The sequence below is a fragment of the Nocardioides sp. HDW12B genome (genome assembly GCF_011299595.1).
Classification (GTDB): Bacteria; Actinomycetota; Actinomycetes; order Propionibacteriales; family Nocardioidaceae; genus Marmoricola_A.
Genome location: NZ_CP049867.1, coordinates 390,308 through 408,281 on the forward strand (window position 1 = coordinate 390,308; position 17,974 = coordinate 408,281).

18 protein-coding genes and 1 tRNA gene are annotated in these 17,974 nt (G+C 73.3%); 9 read left to right on the forward strand and 10 right to left on the reverse strand.

The features are described 5' to 3' along the window. Nucleotides 1-7: 7 nt before the first annotated feature. Nucleotides 8-1,345 (reverse strand): deoxyribodipyrimidine photo-lyase, encoded by a 1,338-nt coding sequence (locus tag G7072_RS01870; protein ID WP_240917096.1) that lies wholly within the window; start codon nucleotides 1,343-1,345, stop codon nucleotides 8-10. Between the two features lie 94 nt (nucleotides 1,346-1,439). On the opposite strand from G7072_RS01870, the gene G7072_RS01875 reads away from it, so the two are divergent. Then, complete coding sequence (locus G7072_RS01875; protein WP_166083958.1) at nucleotides 1,440-2,126, forward strand: metal-dependent transcriptional regulator; 687 nt, start codon at nucleotides 1,440-1,442, stop codon at nucleotides 2,124-2,126. 37 nt (nucleotides 2,127-2,163) lie between these two features. On the opposite strand, the gene G7072_RS01880 is transcribed toward G7072_RS01875, so the two are convergent. Further along, on the reverse strand, nucleotides 2,164-2,433 hold the full coding sequence (locus G7072_RS01880) for a DUF2277 domain-containing protein (protein WP_166083959.1): 270 nt from the start codon (nucleotides 2,431-2,433) through the stop codon (nucleotides 2,164-2,166). Nucleotides 2,434-2,543: 110 nt separating this feature from the next. Here G7072_RS01880 and G7072_RS01885 point away from each other — a divergent pair, with 110 nt between their 5' ends. Further along, nucleotides 2,544-3,755 (forward strand): saccharopine dehydrogenase NADP-binding domain-containing protein, encoded by a 1,212-nt coding sequence (locus G7072_RS01885; RefSeq protein WP_166083960.1) that lies wholly within the window; start codon nucleotides 2,544-2,546, stop codon nucleotides 3,753-3,755. Nucleotides 3,756-3,781: 26 nt separating this feature from the next. Here G7072_RS01885 and G7072_RS01890 read toward each other — a convergent pair whose 3' ends face one another. Next, the gene (locus G7072_RS01890; protein WP_166083961.1) at nucleotides 3,782-4,267 is read right to left on the reverse strand and encodes a YetF domain-containing protein; all 486 of its coding nucleotides are present in this window, start codon (nucleotides 4,265-4,267) and stop codon (nucleotides 3,782-3,784) included. Between the two features lie 10 nt (nucleotides 4,268-4,277). Continuing rightward, on the reverse strand, nucleotides 4,278-4,799 hold the full coding sequence (locus tag G7072_RS01895) for a hypothetical protein (RefSeq protein WP_166083962.1): 522 nt from the start codon (nucleotides 4,797-4,799) through the stop codon (nucleotides 4,278-4,280). A gap of 180 nt (nucleotides 4,800-4,979) precedes the next feature. Between G7072_RS01895 and G7072_RS01900 the strand changes: the two genes are divergently transcribed. Next, nucleotides 4,980-6,185, forward strand: a complete 1,206-nt coding sequence (locus G7072_RS01900; RefSeq protein WP_166083963.1) for a GNAT family N-acetyltransferase — start codon at nucleotides 4,980-4,982, stop codon at nucleotides 6,183-6,185. A 77-nt stretch (nucleotides 6,186-6,262) separates the two neighbouring features. Here the strand turns inward: G7072_RS01900 and G7072_RS01905 are convergent. Further along, a tRNA-Arg gene (locus G7072_RS01905) sits at nucleotides 6,263-6,338 on the reverse strand. Between the two features lie 250 nt (nucleotides 6,339-6,588). Here G7072_RS01905 and G7072_RS01910 point away from each other — a divergent pair. Both G7072_RS01910 and G7072_RS01915 read left to right on the forward strand, forming a co-directional pair. Continuing rightward, nucleotides 6,589-7,563 (forward strand): hypothetical protein, encoded by a 975-nt coding sequence (locus tag G7072_RS01910; protein ID WP_166083964.1) that lies wholly within the window; start codon nucleotides 6,589-6,591, stop codon nucleotides 7,561-7,563. Between the two features lie 255 nt (nucleotides 7,564-7,818). Then, entirely contained in the window at nucleotides 7,819-8,514 is a 696-nt protein-coding gene (locus G7072_RS01915; RefSeq protein ID WP_166083965.1) for a GAF and ANTAR domain-containing protein, read from the forward strand. 21 nt (nucleotides 8,515-8,535) lie between these two features. Here the strand turns inward: G7072_RS01915 and G7072_RS01920 are convergent, their stop codons facing one another. Then, on the reverse strand, nucleotides 8,536-9,363 hold the full coding sequence (locus G7072_RS01920) for a sigma-70 family RNA polymerase sigma factor (protein WP_166083967.1): 828 nt from the start codon (nucleotides 9,361-9,363) through the stop codon (nucleotides 8,536-8,538). A 105-nt stretch (nucleotides 9,364-9,468) separates the two neighbouring features. Continuing rightward, the gene (locus G7072_RS01925) at nucleotides 9,469-10,029 is read right to left on the reverse strand and encodes a response regulator transcription factor (protein WP_206063244.1); all 561 of its coding nucleotides are present in this window, start codon (nucleotides 10,027-10,029) and stop codon (nucleotides 9,469-9,471) included. Nucleotides 10,030-10,189: 160 nt separating this feature from the next. Between G7072_RS01925 and G7072_RS01930 the strand changes: the two genes are divergently transcribed. Continuing rightward, nucleotides 10,190-11,374: an LCP family protein gene (locus G7072_RS01930; RefSeq protein ID WP_166083968.1), complete on the forward strand. Its 1,185-nt coding sequence runs from the start codon at nucleotides 10,190-10,192 to the stop codon at nucleotides 11,372-11,374. On the opposite strand, the gene G7072_RS01935 is transcribed toward G7072_RS01930, so the two are convergent. Genes G7072_RS01935 through G7072_RS01945 form a run of 3 tightly spaced genes read right to left on the reverse strand, consistent with a single transcriptional unit; the run spans nucleotide 11,371 to nucleotide 13,678 of the window. Continuing rightward, entirely contained in the window at nucleotides 11,371-12,339 is a 969-nt protein-coding gene (locus G7072_RS01935) for a sugar kinase (protein WP_166083969.1), read from the reverse strand. The two genes, G7072_RS01930 and G7072_RS01935, sit on opposite strands and share 4 nt — an antisense overlap. Beyond that, nucleotides 12,336-13,016 (reverse strand): class II aldolase/adducin family protein, encoded by a 681-nt coding sequence (locus G7072_RS01940; protein WP_166083970.1) that lies wholly within the window; start codon nucleotides 13,014-13,016, stop codon nucleotides 12,336-12,338. The genes G7072_RS01935 and G7072_RS01940 overlap by 4 nt, the downstream gene beginning before the upstream one ends. Then, nucleotides 13,013-13,678, reverse strand: coding sequence for a TetR/AcrR family transcriptional regulator (locus G7072_RS01945; protein WP_166083971.1), 666 nt, complete (start codon nucleotides 13,676-13,678; stop codon nucleotides 13,013-13,015). The genes G7072_RS01940 and G7072_RS01945 overlap by 4 nt, the downstream gene beginning before the upstream one ends. Before the next feature lie 88 nt (nucleotides 13,679-13,766). Between G7072_RS01945 and G7072_RS01950 the strand changes: the two genes are divergently transcribed. The 3 genes from G7072_RS01950 (at nucleotide 13,767) to rocD (ending at nucleotide 17,850) form a co-directional block, all read left to right on the forward strand. After that, nucleotides 13,767-15,332 carry an FAD-dependent oxidoreductase gene (locus tag G7072_RS01950; RefSeq protein ID WP_166083972.1) on the forward strand — a complete coding sequence of 522 codons (1,566 nt, stop codon included), beginning with the start codon at nucleotides 13,767-13,769 and terminating at the stop codon, nucleotides 15,330-15,332. Then, on the forward strand, nucleotides 15,329-16,480 hold the full coding sequence (locus G7072_RS01955) for a hypothetical protein (RefSeq protein ID WP_166083973.1): 1,152 nt from the start codon (nucleotides 15,329-15,331) through the stop codon (nucleotides 16,478-16,480). The genes G7072_RS01950 and G7072_RS01955 overlap by 4 nt, the downstream gene beginning before the upstream one ends. 62 nt (nucleotides 16,481-16,542) lie before the next feature. After that, nucleotides 16,543-17,850 carry an ornithine--oxo-acid transaminase gene (gene rocD, locus G7072_RS01960; protein ID WP_166083974.1) on the forward strand — a complete coding sequence of 436 codons (1,308 nt, stop codon included), beginning with the start codon at nucleotides 16,543-16,545 and terminating at the stop codon, nucleotides 17,848-17,850. Nucleotides 17,851-17,974 lie beyond the last annotated feature (124 nt).

Consider the following 17,974-nt stretch of genomic DNA (forward strand, 5'->3'; position numbering starts at 1 on the left):
GGTCCGTTCAGCTCTTGTTGTTCTTGACCTTCTCGTAGCGCCGCAGCGACTCCTCGCGCTCCTCCTTGTGGTCCACGATCGGCTCGGGGTAGCCGGCCACGTCCTGCGGCTCGTGGATCTGCTTGGCCGGCACGTCGGCCAGCTCGGGCACCCAGCGCCGCACGTAGGTGCCGTCGGGGTCGAACTTCTTGCCCTGGGTGGTCGGGTTGAAGATCCGGAAGTACGGCGCCGCGTCGGTGCCCGACCCCGCCATCCACTGCCAGCCGTGCTGGTTGGAGGCCACGTCGCCGTCGGCCAGCAGGTCCATGAAGTGCCGCGCGCCGTGGCGCCACCACACGTGCAGGTCCTTGACCAGGAACGAGGCGGTGATCATCCGGACCCGGTTGTGCATGAACCCGGTCGCGGCCAGCTGCCGCATCCCCGCGTCGACGATCGGGTAGCCGGTCTCGCCCTTGCGCCAGGCCTCGAAGCCCTCACCCGGGTCGTCGTACTCCATGGCCGAGAAGGCCTTGTTGTAGTCCTGGCGCGCGCTGTCGGGGTTGTTGAACAGCACGTCGGCGTAGAACTCGCGCCAGGCGATCTCCTTGCGGTAGGTCTCCGCGGCCGCGCTGCGCTTCCGGGCCAGGTCGGCCAGGATCGTGCGGGGGTGGATCTCGCCCCACTTGAGGTACGTCGACATCCGGCTCGAGCCCTCGCCACCGGGGATGTTGCGGGCGTCGTCGTAGTCGGCGAGCCCGTCGTCGCGGAACGTCTCCCACGTGCGGTGGGCGGCCTTCTCACCGGCCGCGACGATCTCCATGTCGCCGGGCAGCGCCGCGTCGGGCCACCTGTGGCTGTCGAGGTCGGCCCAGGTGACGCCGGTCGGGGCGTCGACCGGCTGGCGCCAGCCGTGCTCGGCCCAGGCGCGCTGGAAGGCCGAGTAGACCTTGTACGGCGAGCCGCTGCCGTTGGTGATCCGCCCCGGCGCCACGGCGTACGGCGACCCGAGGACCGCCACCTCCACGTCGACCTCACCCAGCGCCTCGGCGACCTCCTCGTCGCGCCGGGCGCCGTAGGGGCCGTAGTCGGCGGCGTGGTGGACCGAGGTGGCGGAGACCTCGCGGGCGACCTTGGGCAGCACGGTGCGCGGGTCGCCCTGACGCACCACCAGGGCGCCGCCGAGCGACTCGTCGAGGGCGCGCAGCGAGTCCAGGAGGTAGCGCCGGCGCACCCGGCCCGACGGTTTCCACAGGGCCGGGTCGATCACGAAGAGCGGGACGACCTCGTCGGCGTCGCAGGCGGCCAGCAGGGCGGGGTTGTCGGCGAGCCTGAGATCGCGCCGGAACCACATCACGGAAGTGCTCACCTCGTCCACCCTGCCAGGGCGCCGGGAACCCTGACCTGGTCGGCCCGGGCGGCGGCCGGGTGGGGGTGGGCCGATCATCGGTCACAATGGGGGCGTGAGCGACCTCATCGACACCACCGAGATGTACCTCCGGACCATCTACGAGCTGGTCGAGGAGGGCATCACCCCGCTGCGGGCCCGGATCGCCGAGCGTCTGCACCAGAGCGGCCCGACGGTGAGCCAGACAGTCGCCCGCATGGAGCGCGACGGCCTCGTTACGGTCGAGGGCGACCGCCACCTCGAGCTGACCGACGAGGGACGCCGCCTCGCCACGCGCGTGATGCGCAAGCACCGGCTCGCCGAGCGGCTGCTGACCGACGTCATCGGGCTGCCGTGGGAGCTCGTCCACGCCGAGGCCTGCCGGTGGGAGCACGTGATGAGCGAGGACGTCGAGCGCCGGCTCATCGAGCTGCTCGACCAGCCGACCGAGTCGCCGTACGGCAACCCGATCCCGGGGCTGGCCGAGCTCGGCGGCACCGGGGGCGAGGAGTTCATGGAGGGCGTGGAGTCGCTCAGCGACGTGCTCGACGGGGACACCCCGGTGCGGGTGCGCATCCGTCGCATCAGCGAGGAGGTCCAGAAGGACGAGGTCCTCATGGCCGCGCTGCACCGGGTGGGTGCCACCCCCGACAACGACGTGCAGGCGACGCAGGGGCCCGAGGGCGTGCTCGTCGGCTCCGGGGGCGAGACGGCCGAGATCGAGGCCGAGCTCGCCACGCACGTCTTCGTCCGCCGCCTCTGAGCGGTGGGCCGTGGGCCCGCCGCGAGGCAGCCGGGCCTCAGGTGCCGTAGCGCAGCTGGGCGCGCGCCCGGGCCTTCGCCGCCTCGACCTCGCGGTCCTTGGGCGGCGCCGTGGTGGTGAGGCTGTCCAGCAGACGGCGCGTCGACTCGGCGACCTCGTGAACGGCCCGGTCGAAGGCCTCGGCGTTGGCCTGCGAGGGACGGGTGGCGCCGGCGACCTTGCGGACGTACTGCAGCGCGGCGGCCTGCACCTCCTCGCTCGTCGCGGGCGGCTCGAAGTTGTTCAGCGGTCGGATGTTGCGGCACATGACGACCACGGTAGGACTCCCGGTGCCAGAATGGCGCGTCCCACCGACCAGATCCTCGGCCAGCACGACCGTGACGAGGACCGCCCGACCCGTGACCAGCAGGAGCTCTCGTGCCCGACGGCCAGCAGACGTCCGCCAGCAACCGGAACGACCGGACCTACGACATCGTGCTCCTCGGCGCCACCGGGTTCACCGGCGAGCTGACCGCGGCGTACCTCGCCGAGCACGCCCCGACCGACTGCCGCTGGGCGCTCGCGGGACGCAACCAGGCCAAGCTCGAGGCGGTCCGCGACCGGCTGGTCGCGAAGCACGCGGGCCTCGCGGAGCTGCCGCTGGTCATCGCCGACAGCGGCGACGCCGCCTCCCTGCGGTCGCTGGCCGAGTCCGCCCGCGTCGTCATCACCACCGTCGGCCCCTACCTCGCGTACGGCGAGCCGCTGGTGGCCGCCTGCGCCGCCGCCGGCACCGACTACGTCGACCTGACCGGCGAGCCGGAGTTCGTCGACCGCATGTACCTCGCCCACCACGAGACCGCGGTCCGCTCCGGCGCCCGCCTGGTCCACTGCTGCGGCTTCGACTCGATCCCGCACGACCTGGGTGCGCTCTACACGGTCAAGCAGCTGCCGTCGGACGCCCCGATCTCGGTGCGCGGCGTGGTCCGCGCCGAGGGCATGTTCTCCGGCGGCACCTTCCACTCCGCGCTCGCGCAGTTCTCCCGCGGCCGGCAGATGGGCCAGGCGGCCAAGGCCCGGCGCAGCACCGAGCCGCGCCCCGAGGGCCGCAAGGTCCGCAGCGGCGACACCAAGCCGACCCGCGACGCCACGCTGGGCTACTGGCTCCTCCCGCTGCCCACGATCGACCCGTTCGTGGTCAAGCGCTCGGCCGCGGCCCGCGACGACTACGGCCCCGACTTCTCTTACGCCCACTTCGCAGGCGTCAAGACCCTCCGGTACGCCGTCGGCGGGTCCGCCGGGCTGCTCGGCCTGGTCGGCGCCGCCCAGCTGCCGCCGGCGCGCAAGCTGATCCTCAAGCGGGTGCCGCAGGGGGAGGGCCCCTCGGAGGCGAAGCGGGCGCGGTCGTGGTTCACCGTCGACTTCGTCGGCACCGGCGGCGGTCGCACCGTGCGGACCCAGGTCAGCGGCGGCGACCCCGGCTACGACGAGACGGCCAAGATGCTCGCCGAGTCAGCGCTCAGCCTGGCCTTCGACGACAACCCGACCACCAGCGGGCAGGTCACCCCGGCCACGGCCATGGGCGACCACCTGATCGACCGCCTGTCGAAGGCCGGGATCTCCTTCCGCACGCTCGCGGACGCGTCCTAGCACCGAGGGATGAGCGGCGCCGCCGGTCAGCCGTTCTGCGGCTGCTCCGGGGCGCCGGAGCTGCCGGTGGCCTCCTCGTGGAGGAAGAACGACAGCCGGCCGTTGGGCTCGAGGATGACGTGCTCGACGTCGGCGGTGTGGCGGATGCCCTGCTCGCGCATGGCCATGAGCAGGTCGGCCTCGGCGACCCGGTGCCGCTTCATGGCCTTCGCGTCGGGCTCGCTCCCGCGGATGATGAACACCGCGCGGCCGGTGATCACCGAGCGGGACCCGGGGAAGCGCCACTGCACCCACGAGAGGCTGACGGTGGCGAGCGCGAAGGTGCCGACGGCGAGGACGGCGCCCGTGACCGAGGTGTCCTGCTGGGTGACGGCCTGCTGGACCAGGTCGCCCATGGTGACGTAGAGCAGCAGCTCGAAGGTGCTGAGCTCGCCCAGCGTCGAGCGCCCGACCGAGCGGGTGATCATCCAGAGGAAGGCGAAGATCACCAGGGCGCGGAACACGATCTCCATCAGCGGGTCCTCACGGCAGCAGCCTGGTGCTGAACTCGACCGGCGCGACCTGGACCTCGCCGTCGAGCACCGCGACGGTCGCGGTGCTGCCGATCTGGCTGCCGGGCTGGATGTAGGCGTCGTAGGCGACCACGAACGTCTCCCCGGCGAGCGGCGGGTCGAACTCCAGGAACATCGTCGAGCCGTCGCGCATCATGGCCGACGGCTGCGGGTGGAAGGCCTGCGTCTCGTAGATGTCGAAGTAGGCGCCGTCGACGGCGAGCGTGATGGGTCCGGTGAAGCCGCCCTGGCGCTCGACGGTCACCTCCCAGGGGACGTCGAGGCCGCCGCGCGCCACCTCGGCGTACTCCAGCTCCAGCGTCCATCCCGCCTCGCTGTTGCTCGCGGTCGTCGTGTGCACGCCCAGCACCCCGACCGCGCCGGCCACGAGCACGAGCAGGAAGAAGGACAGCACGACGCGTCGCACGACCACCGACGTGCGCGTCTGGCGCGACGACTGCTCGTCGTCGATCGTCGACTCCGGGAGCTGCAAGGCCGCCTCCTCGCCCGGGTTCCACAGGGACCCCCGCCTCGGATGCCGCGGTGGGCGGGGTACCGGTGGGAGGGGGGTGGCTGATCATAGACCCGCGCGGCACCCGGCCGGGAGGGTGACGGGCCGGACGAGGAGAAGGTATCGGCCACGCCGACGTCGGCGGTGCGCGACCATGGGGGCATGGGGGACATGGGGACCGTGCACGCGCGCGGAGACGGACACACCGGGGTCGGCCCGGCCATCACGGTCCGGGTGGCGACCACCCGGGACGCGCTCGACGAGCACGCGGAGGCCTGGGACCGGCTCACGACGGCCTCGACCGAGAAGCTGCCCATGCTGTCCCACGCGTGGGTCTCCTCGTTCCTGGAGCACATGGTGCCGGCCGGCACCCCGTGGTGGTGCTTCTTCGCCTACGACGGACCCGAGCTGGTGGGCGTGATGCCGCTGATGCGCGCCCGCAAGTGGTTCCTCGACAGGCTCCGGGGGACCGCCGACGGCGGGCACACCGACTTCGCGCACCCGCTGCTCGACGCGAGGCTCGCGCAGCCCGCGCTCGACGCGCTGGTCGGGGCGGCGGCCGAGCTGGCTCCCAGGCTGCGGATCCGGTGGTACCGGGTCAGGGACGGCTCGCCGGTGCTCGCGTGCCTGTCCACCCTGGAGCGCCGCATGAGGGTGCTGCGACCGATCAGCACCTGGGGGTCGCTCGTGCGGACGACAGGGGACTGGAGCGAGTTCGAGGCCGGGCTGGGACGCAACTTCGCGCGCAACCTGCGCAAGGGTGGCAACCGGGCGGAGCGCGAGCACGCGGTCTCGTTCCGGTTCGTCGGTGGCGCGGAGGCGCAGTCGCCGGCGCTCCTGCAGCAGTTCCTCGAGGTCGAGAGCTCCGGCTGGAAGGGTGCCGCGGGCACGGCGATCCAGCGTTCTCCGCAGCTCGTCGCGTTCTACGAGACGCTCACGCGCCGGCTGGCGCACCGGGGATGGCTCGAGTGGCAGACCTTGCACATCGACGAGCGACCCGTCGCCGCCCACCTGGCCGTGCGCCTGGGGGACACGGTCGTGCTGCCGAAGATCGGGTACGACGAGGAGCACGCGCGGCTCGGGCCCGGCAACCTGCTGTTCCGCGAGCTGCTGGTGCGCTCCTTCGACGACCCGACGGTGAACGAGGTGAACTGCCTCTCCGACATGCCCTGGCACCGCAACTGGGGGATGCGGTCCGTCGGCTACGCCGGCGTGATGGTCGGTCCACGCGGACCGCGGGCCACGGCCGCGAGCCTCGTCGAGATGTCGAAGCCGCTCGCTCGCGACTACGGTCGCCGCCACCCCGACGTCCAGCGGAAGCTCCACGAGACCGCCGAGCGGCTCCGCCAGGCGACCCGCGCGAGGTGAGCCGGGTCCGGCGCGGACGTCTGCGGCTCGACGTCGCGGCGCGCGGCACTGCGTCGTGGTGGTGGTGCCGTGCGCGGTGGTGCCCCAGGCAAGAGTCGAACTTGCGACCTTTCGCTTAGGAGGCGGCTGCTCTATCCACTGAGCTACTGGGGCGGGCCGCGTCGCCCAGCACGCGTGGTGCAGGGAGACCAGCGCAGTCATCTTCCCAGAGTCGTCCGGACCGCGGGGAGGGGGCCCGACGCGGCTCGTGCGCCCGGCAGGAGGCGCTGGAGGTGCAGGGGAACCGACGAGGCCCCGGGTGCGTCGGACAGATGACCTCAGGAGGTGGGTGCTCGTGCGGGCTGTGGCTGTGGCTGCCTCGGTGGCTGTGTGCGGAGTGGTCCTCGCGACCACGGCCGCGTGCGTGAGCACCGACCCCGCGCCCCCCGGTGAGCCGGTCGCCGAGCCTGAGCGGACCAGCAGCCCGGGTGACCCGGGTGGCACGCCGACCGGGCCGGCGGCGACGGTCGAGGCGCCCGACGCGTGCGTGCCGTCCGCCGAGGCCCGGCGACCCACGACCGCCGGTGCGGCGCAGTGGGCCCGGTTCTGCCCCGGAGGTCGCGGGCGCACCACTCCGGCCGAGGTCCCGTCCGACGCGCTGACCACCCACCTCGAGCTGCTGTCCGGCCTCGTCGAGCTGGCGGCCGAGCCGTCGACCGAGGCGTCTGCCGAGGCGTCTGCCGAGGCGCCGGACGACGAGACGGTCTGCCGCCCCACGTTCAGCCGCACGTACCGCCTGCAGGTGGGGTACGCGGATGGTCAGGTGGCGGAGATCCGGGGAGCCACGGGCCCCGACTGCATCGGCACCCTCGGAACCGGACCGACGCGGGTTCGCGGACCCGAGGGATGGGGTGTCTACGGCGCGGTGATGTCCGCCTTCGGACGGCAGTACGCCGACCGACTCGCCGACCGCCTCGCCGGCACCGGGACCGCCCCGGCCGAGCCGCTCATGTGCCCCGTCGACCCCCGTGACCCCGACAGCGTGGACCTCGACGGCGCGTCGGCCGCCCTCGACACCGGGTGGCACCTGGGCAGACGCTCACCGATGGTGATGCCCCTGCGGGCCGTCCGCGGCATCGTGTGCACCTGGCCCTCCGGGGGGAGCGTGCCGGTGACCCGGGAGCTCAGCCCCGACGAGGCGGAGCGGGTGCGCATCGGTCTCCACGCCATCTACGGCGCGATGGTCGACTGCGCAGGTAGTCGCGACCCGACGTACACGGCCGTCGTCGAGGACCCCACCGGCACGCGCCGCGCGGTGACGATTGTCGAGTCCGAGTGCCACACGGTCATCCGCAGCGACGACGGGTACGGCCTGGGCTTTCCCTGGCTCCGGCGCTGACTGCGCGAGCCGCAGAGCCGCTGAGCCGGGAGCAGTGCGGAGGAGGACGGCCCGGACGCCGGTGGTCTCGACGCCCGGACCTGGAGCGACCCGTCGCCGACAACGAGGAGCTCCTGGTCCGGCGGTTCCCCTCCACCCACGAACCATGCGCAGCGGCCGGCGACACGTCGGTCACTGCTACGATCCGCCGGTGCCATGGGCCGCTGCGCGGCCTGGGGAACGGACGGGCGGCGCCGCATCTCGGAAGGCATGGACGTGACGGACATCAGTGACGCGTTGGCGGAGGCCGCGCGCGCCATGGGCAACCGCGAGTCGCTGCCCGAGACCCTCCAGGCGATCGTCGACGCGGCCCGCACCTCCCTGCCGCCGTTCGAGGTCGGTGTGTCCACCACGGCCAAGGACGGGGCGATCACGACCCGGGCGGCGACCAGCCAGACGGTCTGGGACCTCGACACCCTCCAGTACGAGCTCGGTGAGGGCCCGTGCCTCGAGGCGATCCTCGACGAGGGCGTGGTGAGCGCGCCGGCGATCCGTCACGACCAGCGCTGGCCCCGCTACGTCCCGGTCGCCGTCCGCGACCACGGGCTGTGCTCGCAGTTCGCGGTGCGGATGTTCCTCGACGAGGAGGGCACCGTCGGGGGGCTCAACTTCTACTCGACCTCGACCGAGAGCATCGAGGCCGAGGACGTCGAGCTGGCCAAGCTCTTCGCCGCGCACGCCGCGGTCGCCTTCGGGCAGGCCCGGGAGATCGAGAACCTCAACCGTGCCCTCGAGAGCCGGACCGTGATCGGTCAGGCCATGGGGCTCGTCATGGGGCGCTACTCGCTCGACCAGGACGCGGCGTTCGCGTTCCTGCGGCGGGCGTCGTCGCACGCCAACATCAAGCTGCACGACGTGGCGAAGCGCATCGTGGAGGAGGCCGACCGCATCGGCGGCAGCGGCACCCCCTGATCGTCCCCGTCCGCGTGCCCCTCAGCCCGTCGAGGCCAGCGAGGGATCGAGCGAGCGGTCCAGCGGGCCGATGGCGTCGCGCAGGTCGTCCAGGATCCGCGCGAGGAGTCGCGAGACCTGCATCTGCGTGATGCCCAGCTCCTCGGCGATCTCGCGCTGCGTCACCTGGGCGCAGAAGCGCAGGAACACGATCCGGCGGTCACGCGGGCTCAGCGAGTCGAGGACCGGCACCAGCAGCATCCGGGCCTCGAGCGCCGCGACGTCACCCTCGTCCTCGTCGGGCAGGAGGTCCCCGAGGGACCCGGGGGAGTCCGCCGACGTGGGCGCGTCCAGCGAGGTCGGGGCGAAGCAGCCGTTGGCCGCCATCGCCTCCAGCACCTCCTCCTCGTCCTGGCCGAGCGACGCGGCGATCTCGGACGGCCGGGCCGAGCGTCCCAGGATCTGGGAGAGGTCCTCGCCGGCGGCGGAGATGCGGGCCTGCAGGTCCTGGAGGCGGCGTGGCGGCCGCACCACCCAGGCCATGTCGCGGAAGTAGCGGCGTACCTCGCCTCGGATGGTGGGCACCGCGTAGGCCAGGAAGTCGTGACCGGCGTCGACGTCGAAGCCGCGCGCAGCCTTGACCAGACCGAGGTAGGCGACCTGCACCAGGTCGTCCTCGGCCACGCCCCGACGCCGGTAGCGGCTCGCGATGGACTCGGCCACCTCGAGGTGGAGCTCGACGACCTCGCCGAGCAGGCGCTCCCGCTTGTCGGGGGAGGACGTCTCGGCGGCGCGACGCAGCAGCTGCGACGCGTCGTCGTCGCGACGCTCGCGCGAGAGGCGGCGATCGGGAGAGAGGGTCGGGCTCACGGGGCACCTTGCAGCCAGGTGTGTCCGCCGTGGGCTCGAGCGGGTCCAGAACAGGAACGGTCAGCGCCGCTCCACCGCCATTGTGGTCGGGTCGGGCCCACGAGGTCAAGAAACCCCGGGCGCTCCCGGGGGCGACGGCGCGAGACCGTGGGAGAAGGCCCAGGCCACGGCCTGGGCACGGGTGCGCACGCCCATCTTGCGGTAGGCGGACCGGATGTAGCTCTTGAGCGTGTTCTGCGTGAGGTAGAGCCGGACGGCGATCTCGTGGTTGGGCAGCCCGGCGGCCACCAGGGTGACGACCTGCTCCTCACGCGGGGACAGCGCGGAGGCGTGGTCGGAGCGCCGCACACCGGCCGCCCAGTCGTCAGCAGGGTCGCCCGCACGGTCGTCCGCCAGCCGCGGCCCGGACGCCTCGACCGAGGCCAGCAGTGCGAGCAGGTCCTGCGTGCTGAGGGCGAGCACCAGCTCGCTGACGTCCGCCTGGGCCGAGTGCATGACCACGGCGCGGTCGGTGTACGGCGCCAGCACGCGTCTCAGCCGCTCGCCCACCTGCTGGTGGTCGTCGCGGACGGCCACCCGGACGACCGCCTGGGGGGCGGTGTCGTGGTCCCGACGCTGCTCGGGGACCGGTGGTTCCGCGAGGGCTGTGCCGGTGCTGGGGCTCATGGCGACCTCCTGGGACAGACCCCTGAGGGGGTGTCGGAGCCGTGCCCGTACCCCTCGCCCGTCCGTTCATGCGGACCGTCCAGCAGGTCGGCCTACCACACGCGATTTCAGGATTCACCCGGCGTGTCGGCATCATGGACGGGACCATGGGGGGCGGTCCGTGTCCAGCAGGACACGCCGCCGACTCCCGACGTACTCCTCGCAGGACGGTTCCGTGGCCTACCAGGGCAAGCACCGCAACACCGGCAAGCACCCGGTCATCCGTGCCGTCGCCATCTCCACGGCCCTCGTCCTCGCCGTCCTCGCCGGCACGGTCGTGCTGACCTACCGCCACCTCGAGGGAAACATCACGGAGTCCCAGGCCTTCGACAACATCCTCAGCGAGCGTCCGGAGCAGGAGGAGGTCGAGGGCCCCAAGGAGCCGCTCAACGTCCTCGTGCTCGGCTCCGACAGCCGGCAGGGCCAGACCGACGTGCTGGGCCAGACCCCCGGGCTCTCGGACACCACGATCCTGCTGCACCTGTCGGCCGACCGCTCGCGGGCGTACGGCGTCAGCATCCCGCGCGACCTGATGGTGCCCCGCCCGGCCTGCAAGGCGCGCGCGGGCGGCACCGTCCCCGCCCAGCAGATCGTGCAGTGGAACGACGCGTTCGCCGTCGGCGGCGAGGCGTGCACGGTGGCCCAGTTCGAGAAGATGTCGGACCTGCGGGTCGACCACTTCGTCATCGTCAACTTCAACGGCTTCGAGTCGATGGTCGACGCCCTGGGGGGCGTGCCGATCTGCGTGCCCACCGACGTCAACGACCCGATCGGCAAGATCTACCTCTCGGCCGGCACCTACACGATGGACGGCAAGCAGGCGCTCGACTACGTGCGGGTGCGCCACTCCATCGGCTCGCAGGACACCGGCGACATCGGTCGCATGAAGCGGCAGCAGACCTTCATGGCGTCGATGGTGAACAAGGCGCTCTCGTCGAGCACGCTGTTCAACCCGGTGCGGCTGGGGCGCTTCCTCAACGCCGCCACCGAGTCGCTGACGACCGACCCGGGCCTGCGCAACCTGAACTCGCTCTACTCGCTCGCGCAGGAGATGAAGGGCATCGGCCTCGACAAGGTGCAGTTCCTCAGCGTGCCGTTCGGTCCCTACGCCCCCGACCCCAACCGTCTCGGGCTGCTGCCGACCGCGGACCGGCTGTGGGACGAGATCCGCGAGGACCAGGCGCTGAGCCCCGAGTTCCTCAAGAAGGCCACCAAGGCGTCCGAGGGCAAGCCCGGCGACGGCAAGGGCGAGCCGAAGACCGAGGCGGAGAAGGAAGAGGCGGCCCTCAACGGGCTGTGCGCCTAGGCCCCGCGGTCGCCGGCGGGGCGGGTCGGGCTCTGCTCGGCGTACGCCGCGACGGTGGCGAGGTCGTAGTCGCCGTGGTCCGTGCCGAGGCCCTGCGCGACCTGGGCCGCCGCGGCGTTGCCCCACGCAGCCGCCGCGACGGGTGAGCGGCCGGCGAGGACCCCGGCCAGGTAGCCGGCGCTGAAGGCGTCGCCGCAACCGGTCGTGTCGACGACCGTGACGTCGTACGCCGGGACCGCGACCGCCTCGTCGGCCGACACCACGAGCGCGCCGTCGCCGCCGGCGGTGACCGCCACCCGGCCGACCCCGCGCCCGACCAGCGCGCGCGCCGCCTCGGTGAGGTCCTCGATGCCGGTCAGGCCACGCAGCTGCTCGTCGTTGGGCAGCAGGTGGTCGACGTGGGGGAGCGCGTCGGCGACCCAGGCCAGCATGTCGGGGTCGCCCGGCGCCAGCAGGTCCATCGACGTGACCGTGCCGTGGGCCCGGGCGTGCCCGAGCAGCCGCCCGGCCGCCTCGCCGCCGAGGAACTCGGGGCCGCCGAGGTGGAGCAGGTCGGCCGCCGCCACCAGGTCGAGATCGACGTCGTCGAGGGTGAAGGCGCCGTTGGCCCCGATGCAGTGCCAGGCCGGCCGGTCGCCGTTCGGTCGCACGGGGATGACGCTGGCGGAGGTCTGCTCGTCGCGCTCGACGAGCCCGGAGACGTCGACGCCGTGGTCGGACAGCAGCGTCCGCAGCAGCCGGCCGGCCGGGTCCCGACCGGTGGCGCCGACGCCGGAGACCTGCAGGCCGAGCTTCGCGAGCACGACCGCGGTGCCGCCGGCCGTGCCGGCGGGGGAGAGCGAGACCTGCTCGACGAGCTGGCCCTCCGAGCCCTCGGGGAGGGTCTCGACGTGGCGGACGTGCACGTCGAGGACGTGGACGCCGACGGCGACGACCCGGGTGGCGGCGAGGTCGCGAGCGGTCATCGGGACTCCTCGTCGGTCGGGCGGCGCCGCAGGGTGCCGTAGGACCGGGCGAGTGCCGCCTCGACCACGGCGCGCTGCTGGTCCTCGTCGAGCACGCGGGGAGTGCCCAGGGCGCTCGCGTCGCGGTAGATGCCGCAGAGCCACTCCAGCAGCAGGGCGTGGTCGAGGGCCTCGCCGACGGTGGCGCCCACGGCGACCGACCCGTGGTTGGACATGAGGGCCGCACGTCGGTCGGTGAGCGCCGTGCTGACGTCGGCGGCCAGCTCGGCGCTGCCGAACGTGGAGTACGGCGCCACTCGGACGTCGCCGCCGAGCGCCAGCTGCTGGTAGTGGATGACCGGCAGCGTGTCGAGGACGGTGCCGACCGCGACGCTCAGGGGGGCGTGGACGTGCATGACGGCGTCGACCCCGGAGCCCGCCGGGCGGGCGCGGTAGATGCCCAGGTGCAGGTCGACCTCCGAGGTGGGCTCGAGGTCGCCCTCCACGAACGCGCCGTCGAGGTCGACGACGACCACCTCGTCCTCGGTGACGCGCCCGAGGACGGCTCCGGTCGCGGTGATCGCCACCTGGCCGCCGAAGCGCTGGCTGGCGTTGCCGGCCGTCCCCACGACGAGCTTCTCGGTGGCGGCTCGGTGGCACGCCTCGACGACCGCCCGGCGCGCGGTGATCTCGTTCACCGCTCGGCCCTCGCCCCGGTGCCGGCCGCGGTCCCGGCCCCGGACCGGTCGGCGGCGTGCACATGCAGGTAGCCGACGACCGCCCGCCGGGCCTCGAGGAGGATCGCGTCGTCGCCGGTCAGGGAGTCCTCGAAGGCGAGCTGGAAGAGCCGGTCGCCGATCTCGACGGCGAGCTCGGCGACCCGGACCGGGGTGCCGGCGGCGAGCAGGCCGGACTCGCAGGCCAGCGCGTGCAGGCCGGCGGCGACCCGTCGGTTGTGCTCGCGGCAGAGGTCGCGCACCGACTGGTTGCCGCGACCGCGCAGCCAGATCTCCACGAACGCCGGGCGCTCGCGGTAGACCGAGACGAAGGCCTCGACGGTGGCGGACACCAGGCCCTCCAGCGTCAGGCCCTGCTCGGTGCCCTCGGCGAGGCCGGTGGCGACGCGGGCGTCCATCTCCTCGATGTCGCGCTCGACGAGGGCGAGCAGGATCTCGTCCTTGTCGGCGAAGTACTGGTAGAGCGACGCGACCGGCACCCCCGCGGCGTGGGCGATCGTGCGGGTGCCGAGGGCGTCGACGCCGTCGGTGACCACGAGCCGCGAGGCCGTGTCGAGCAGGCGGGCGACCCGGTCGCGGCTGCGCGACTGCTGGGGCACACGGCGCTTGCGGTGGTCGGTCACGAGCCGACAATAGTCCAGCGAGCGGAAACCTGACACATGTTTAGGTTAATCTTGAGACATTCGTTGTCCCTTGCGTCAGGATCGCCCCATGACCCGTGCACCGCGCCCCGCCACCGACGTCCCCTCCCCGGCCTCCGGGGACCCGGACCCCGACCCCACCGGCGGCCCGGGCGGGGTCAGTCGTCGCACGGTGCTGGCCGGCAGCGGCCTGGGCACGATCGGCGCGCTCGGTGCCCTGACGACCGCGGGATCCCTCAGTGCGGCCGAGGCCGCGACCACGCGCGGGTCCCTGCCCGACCGGGTCGACGTAGTGGTCGTCGGCGGTGGCCTGTCGGGCCTCGTCGCGGCGCGCAACCTCCGGCGGAGGGGTGCCTCGGTGCTCGTGGTGGAGGCCCGCAACCGGGTCGGTGGCCGCCTGCTCAACGAGGAGGTGGGCGAGGACTCCGTCATCGAGGCCGGCGGCGCGTTCGTCGGTCCCACCCAGGACCACATCCTCGACCTGGCCCGTGACCTGAGGGTGCCGACCTTCCAGAGCTACGCCACGGGCGACAACGTCTACGTCAAGGACGGCGTCGCCATCCCCTACACCGGGACGGTCCCGCCGGACCCGGCGATCCTGCCCGACGCCGGCCAGCTCCAGGAGCGCATCAACCGGATGGCCGCGGAGATCGACGTCAGCGCGCCGTGGTCGCACCCGCAGGCCGCGGAGTGGGACCGGCAGACCTTCGACGACTGGGTGCTGCGCAACGCCGCCAACGACGACGTCCGCGACCTGCTGCTGTGCTACTCCCAGGCCGCCTTCGGCAGCGACATGCGCGACTTCTCGCTGCTCTTCCTGGTCTGGTACATCGCCGCCTCCGGCAACGAGCAGAACGTCGGCACCTTCGAGCGCTCGTCCGGCAGCCGCGACGCCGCCCAGGACAGCCGCTTCGTCGGCGGGTCGCAGCTGGTGCCGCTGAGGCTGGCGCAGCAGCTCGGCGACCGGGTCGCGCTCAACGCCACGGTGCGGTCGGTGCGCCAGACCGCGCGGTACGTCGACGTACGCACCGATCGCGGCTCCGTGCGTGCCAAGCGGGTCGTGGTGGCCTGCCCGCCTCCGACGATCCTGGGCATCGACTGGTTCCCGCTGCTCCCGCAGCGGCGCGCCCGCCTGCTGCAGCGCATGCCGATGGGGGCGCTGATGAAGTGCGACGCGGTCTACGAGACCCCCTTCTGGCGTGAGGACGGGCTGTCCGGCACGGGGCTGAACACCGAGGGCGCCGTGCGCACCTGCTTCGACAACTCGCCGAAGGACGCCGCGGTCGGGGTGCTGCTGTCCTTCGTCGGCGGCTCGACGTGGGAGACCTACGGCACGGTGGGCCTGGCCCAGCGCCGGCAGGCGGTGCTCGAGGGGTTCGCGAAGATCGTGGGCGAGAAGGCGCTCGACCCGATCGAGTACACCGAGCACGACTGGACGCTCGAGCGCTGGACCGGTGGTGGACCGGTCGCGCTGCAGGTGCCGGGCACGATCGTGGAGTACGGCCGCGTCATCCGCCAGCCCTTCAACCGCGTGCACTGGGCCGGCACCGAGACCTCGACGTACTGGCCCGGCTACATGGACGGCGCGGTGCGCGCCGGGGAGCGGGCGGCCCTCGAAGTGGCGGACCTGCTGTGAGCGCGACGTCGACGCGCGCCCGCTCGCGCTGGGCGGGGGCGGCGCTCGCCGCGCTGGCGGGGGTGGCGGCGCTCACCACGCCCGTGGGACCCCAGGGTGCGGTCGCGGGGGAGCGCCAGGCCGCCGCGGAGCGGGAGCGCTGGGACACCCGGGTGACCACGCGGGTCCCGCGGCCCGGCTACCCGGCGTTCGCCTACGCCCACCCCAACGGCCGGCTCTACGCCGGCACCTACACCAACCCGTCCGGCGACGACGAGCGCTCGCGGATCTTCGAGTGGACGCGGTCCGGGACACTGCTGCGCTCGTGGACCGTGCCGGGGCAGGACCTCGCTGGCGACCAGGGCGCGCAGGCCGCGCTCAGCGACGCCGCCGGCCGGCTGGTCGTGCTGGAGAAGTCGACCGCGCGCGTGATGCGGCTGAACCTGGGGACGGGACGGTTCACGACGTACGCCCGGATCCCGGACCTGCCGACCTGTGCGCCGGGCGAGGAGCCTGACGGCTCCTGCTCGCCCAACGCCACCGACTCGCCGGCGATCCCGAACTACGCCGCCTGGGGACGCGGCGGCGTCCTCTACGTCACCGACTACGGCCAGGCCGTGGTGTGGCGGGTGCCGCCCGGCGGCGGACGTGCGACCGCGTGGTTCGCCGACAGCCGCCTCGACGGCTCCGAGTTCGGCACCGCCGGTCTGCTCATGACCCCGGGCCACCGGGCGCTGCTGCTGACCCAGCAGACCTCCACGGGCACCGCGCAGACCACGCAGGGCACGCTGTTCCGGCTCGCGATCCGCGACGACGGGCGCCCGGGAGCGATGCGGGCGCTGTGGACCAGCCTCCCCGGTGACCTGCCCGACGGCTTCGGGATCGCGCGGTCGGGGCGGATCTACCTCGCCAACGCCGGGCTCTCGAACCAGCTCGTCGTGCTGAGCGCCGCGGGCGAGGAGGTCGAGCGCTTCCCCGCCGTGCCCGGCTCCGGGGAGAACGGCTCGCCGATCCCCTTCGACACCCCGTCCAACGCGACCTTCGCGGGCCGGAGCGTCGTCGTGGCGAACCAGAGCTTCACCGGCAACCGCGACCACCACGCCCTGCTGGACGTGCACGTCGGGGAGCGCGGCGAGCCGGTCTGGATCCCCCGCCGCGCCGGACGCTGACCCGCGGGCCCGAGGCCCGGTCGGGACCTACCCTGGGACTCCCCGCGACTCCAGGAGGTCCGATGGCGCTGCACCGCTCCGACTCCGACCCGACCGGCCCCGCCGACCCGGGCGATCCCGCAGGCACCGGCACGGCTGGGGGCGCGGTCCCGCCTCGCTCGTCGGCCGACCACGTCGCGCTCACCGAGCGCTGGGCCGCGCACAACTACCACCCCCTGCCGGTGGTGCTCGCCAGCGGTGACGGGGCGTGGGTGACCGACGTCGAGGGCCGGCGCTACCTCGACTGCCTGGCCGGCTACTCCGCGCTCAACTTCGGCCACTCCCACCCGCGGCTGGTGGCTCGCGCCGCCGCGCAGCTGCCGCGGCTGACCCTGACCAGCCGGGCGTTCTTCAACGACCAGCTCGGGCCCTTCGCCGAGGCGCTGTGCGCGTTGACCGGCAAGCAGGTGATGCTGCCGATGAACTCCGGCGCCGAGGCCGTCGAGACCGCGCTCAAGGTCAGCCGACGCTGGGGCTACCAGGTCAAGGGCGTGCCCGAGGACGAGGCGGTCGTCATCGTGATGGGCGGCAACTTCCACGGCCGCACCACGACGATCGTGAGCTTCTCCGACGACCCGGACGCGTCGACGGCGTACGGGCCGTTCACCCCCGGCTTCCGCCTCGTGCCGTACGGCGACGCCGCCGCCCTGCGCGCCGCCGTGGAGGAGCGGGCCGGCCGGGTCGTCGCGGTGCTGCTCGAGCCGATCCAGGGCGAGGGCGGCGTGGTCATCCCGCCCGAGGGCTTCCTGCGCGACGTGCGGGAGATCTGCTCCGAGCACGGCGTGCTCATGGTCGCCGACGAGATCCAGTCGGGCCTGGGGCGCGCCGGCCGCACGTTCGCCTGCGACCACGAGGGCGTGGTGCCCGACGTCTACGTGCTCGGCAAGGCGCTGGGCGGCGGCCTCTACCCGGTCTCGGCGATCGCGGCGGACCACGACGTGCTCGACGTGATCACGCCGGGCTCGCACGGCTCGACCTTCGGCGGCAACCCGCTCGCGGCGGCCATCGGCCACGAGGTCGTGCAGATGCTGATGACCGGCGAGCACCAGCGGCAGGCCGCGGTCCTGGGGGAGCGGCTGCGCGCGGGGCTCGCGCCGCTGGTGGCCGAGGGCCGGCTGGCGGAGGTGCGGATCCGCGGCCTGTGGGCGGGTCTCGACGTGGCGCCGGGCGGACCGACCGGGCGTGAGCTGTGCGAGCGGCTGCTCGCCGAGGGGGTGCTGGCCAAGGACACCCACGGCCACACCATCCGGCTCGCCCCGCCGCTGGTGTGCACCGAGGAGGACGTCGACGTGCTCGTCGCCGCCCTCCACACCTCCCTGCCCCGCATGTGACGCCGGGGGGCTCCCGCATTTAGCGCGGGGGGTTTCTCGCAGGCAACGCGTGAGGGTTCTCGCATGTAACGCGGGGTTATGGACGCCGACCAAGGCGTGCACCCCTTGGTCCCCGTCCATAACC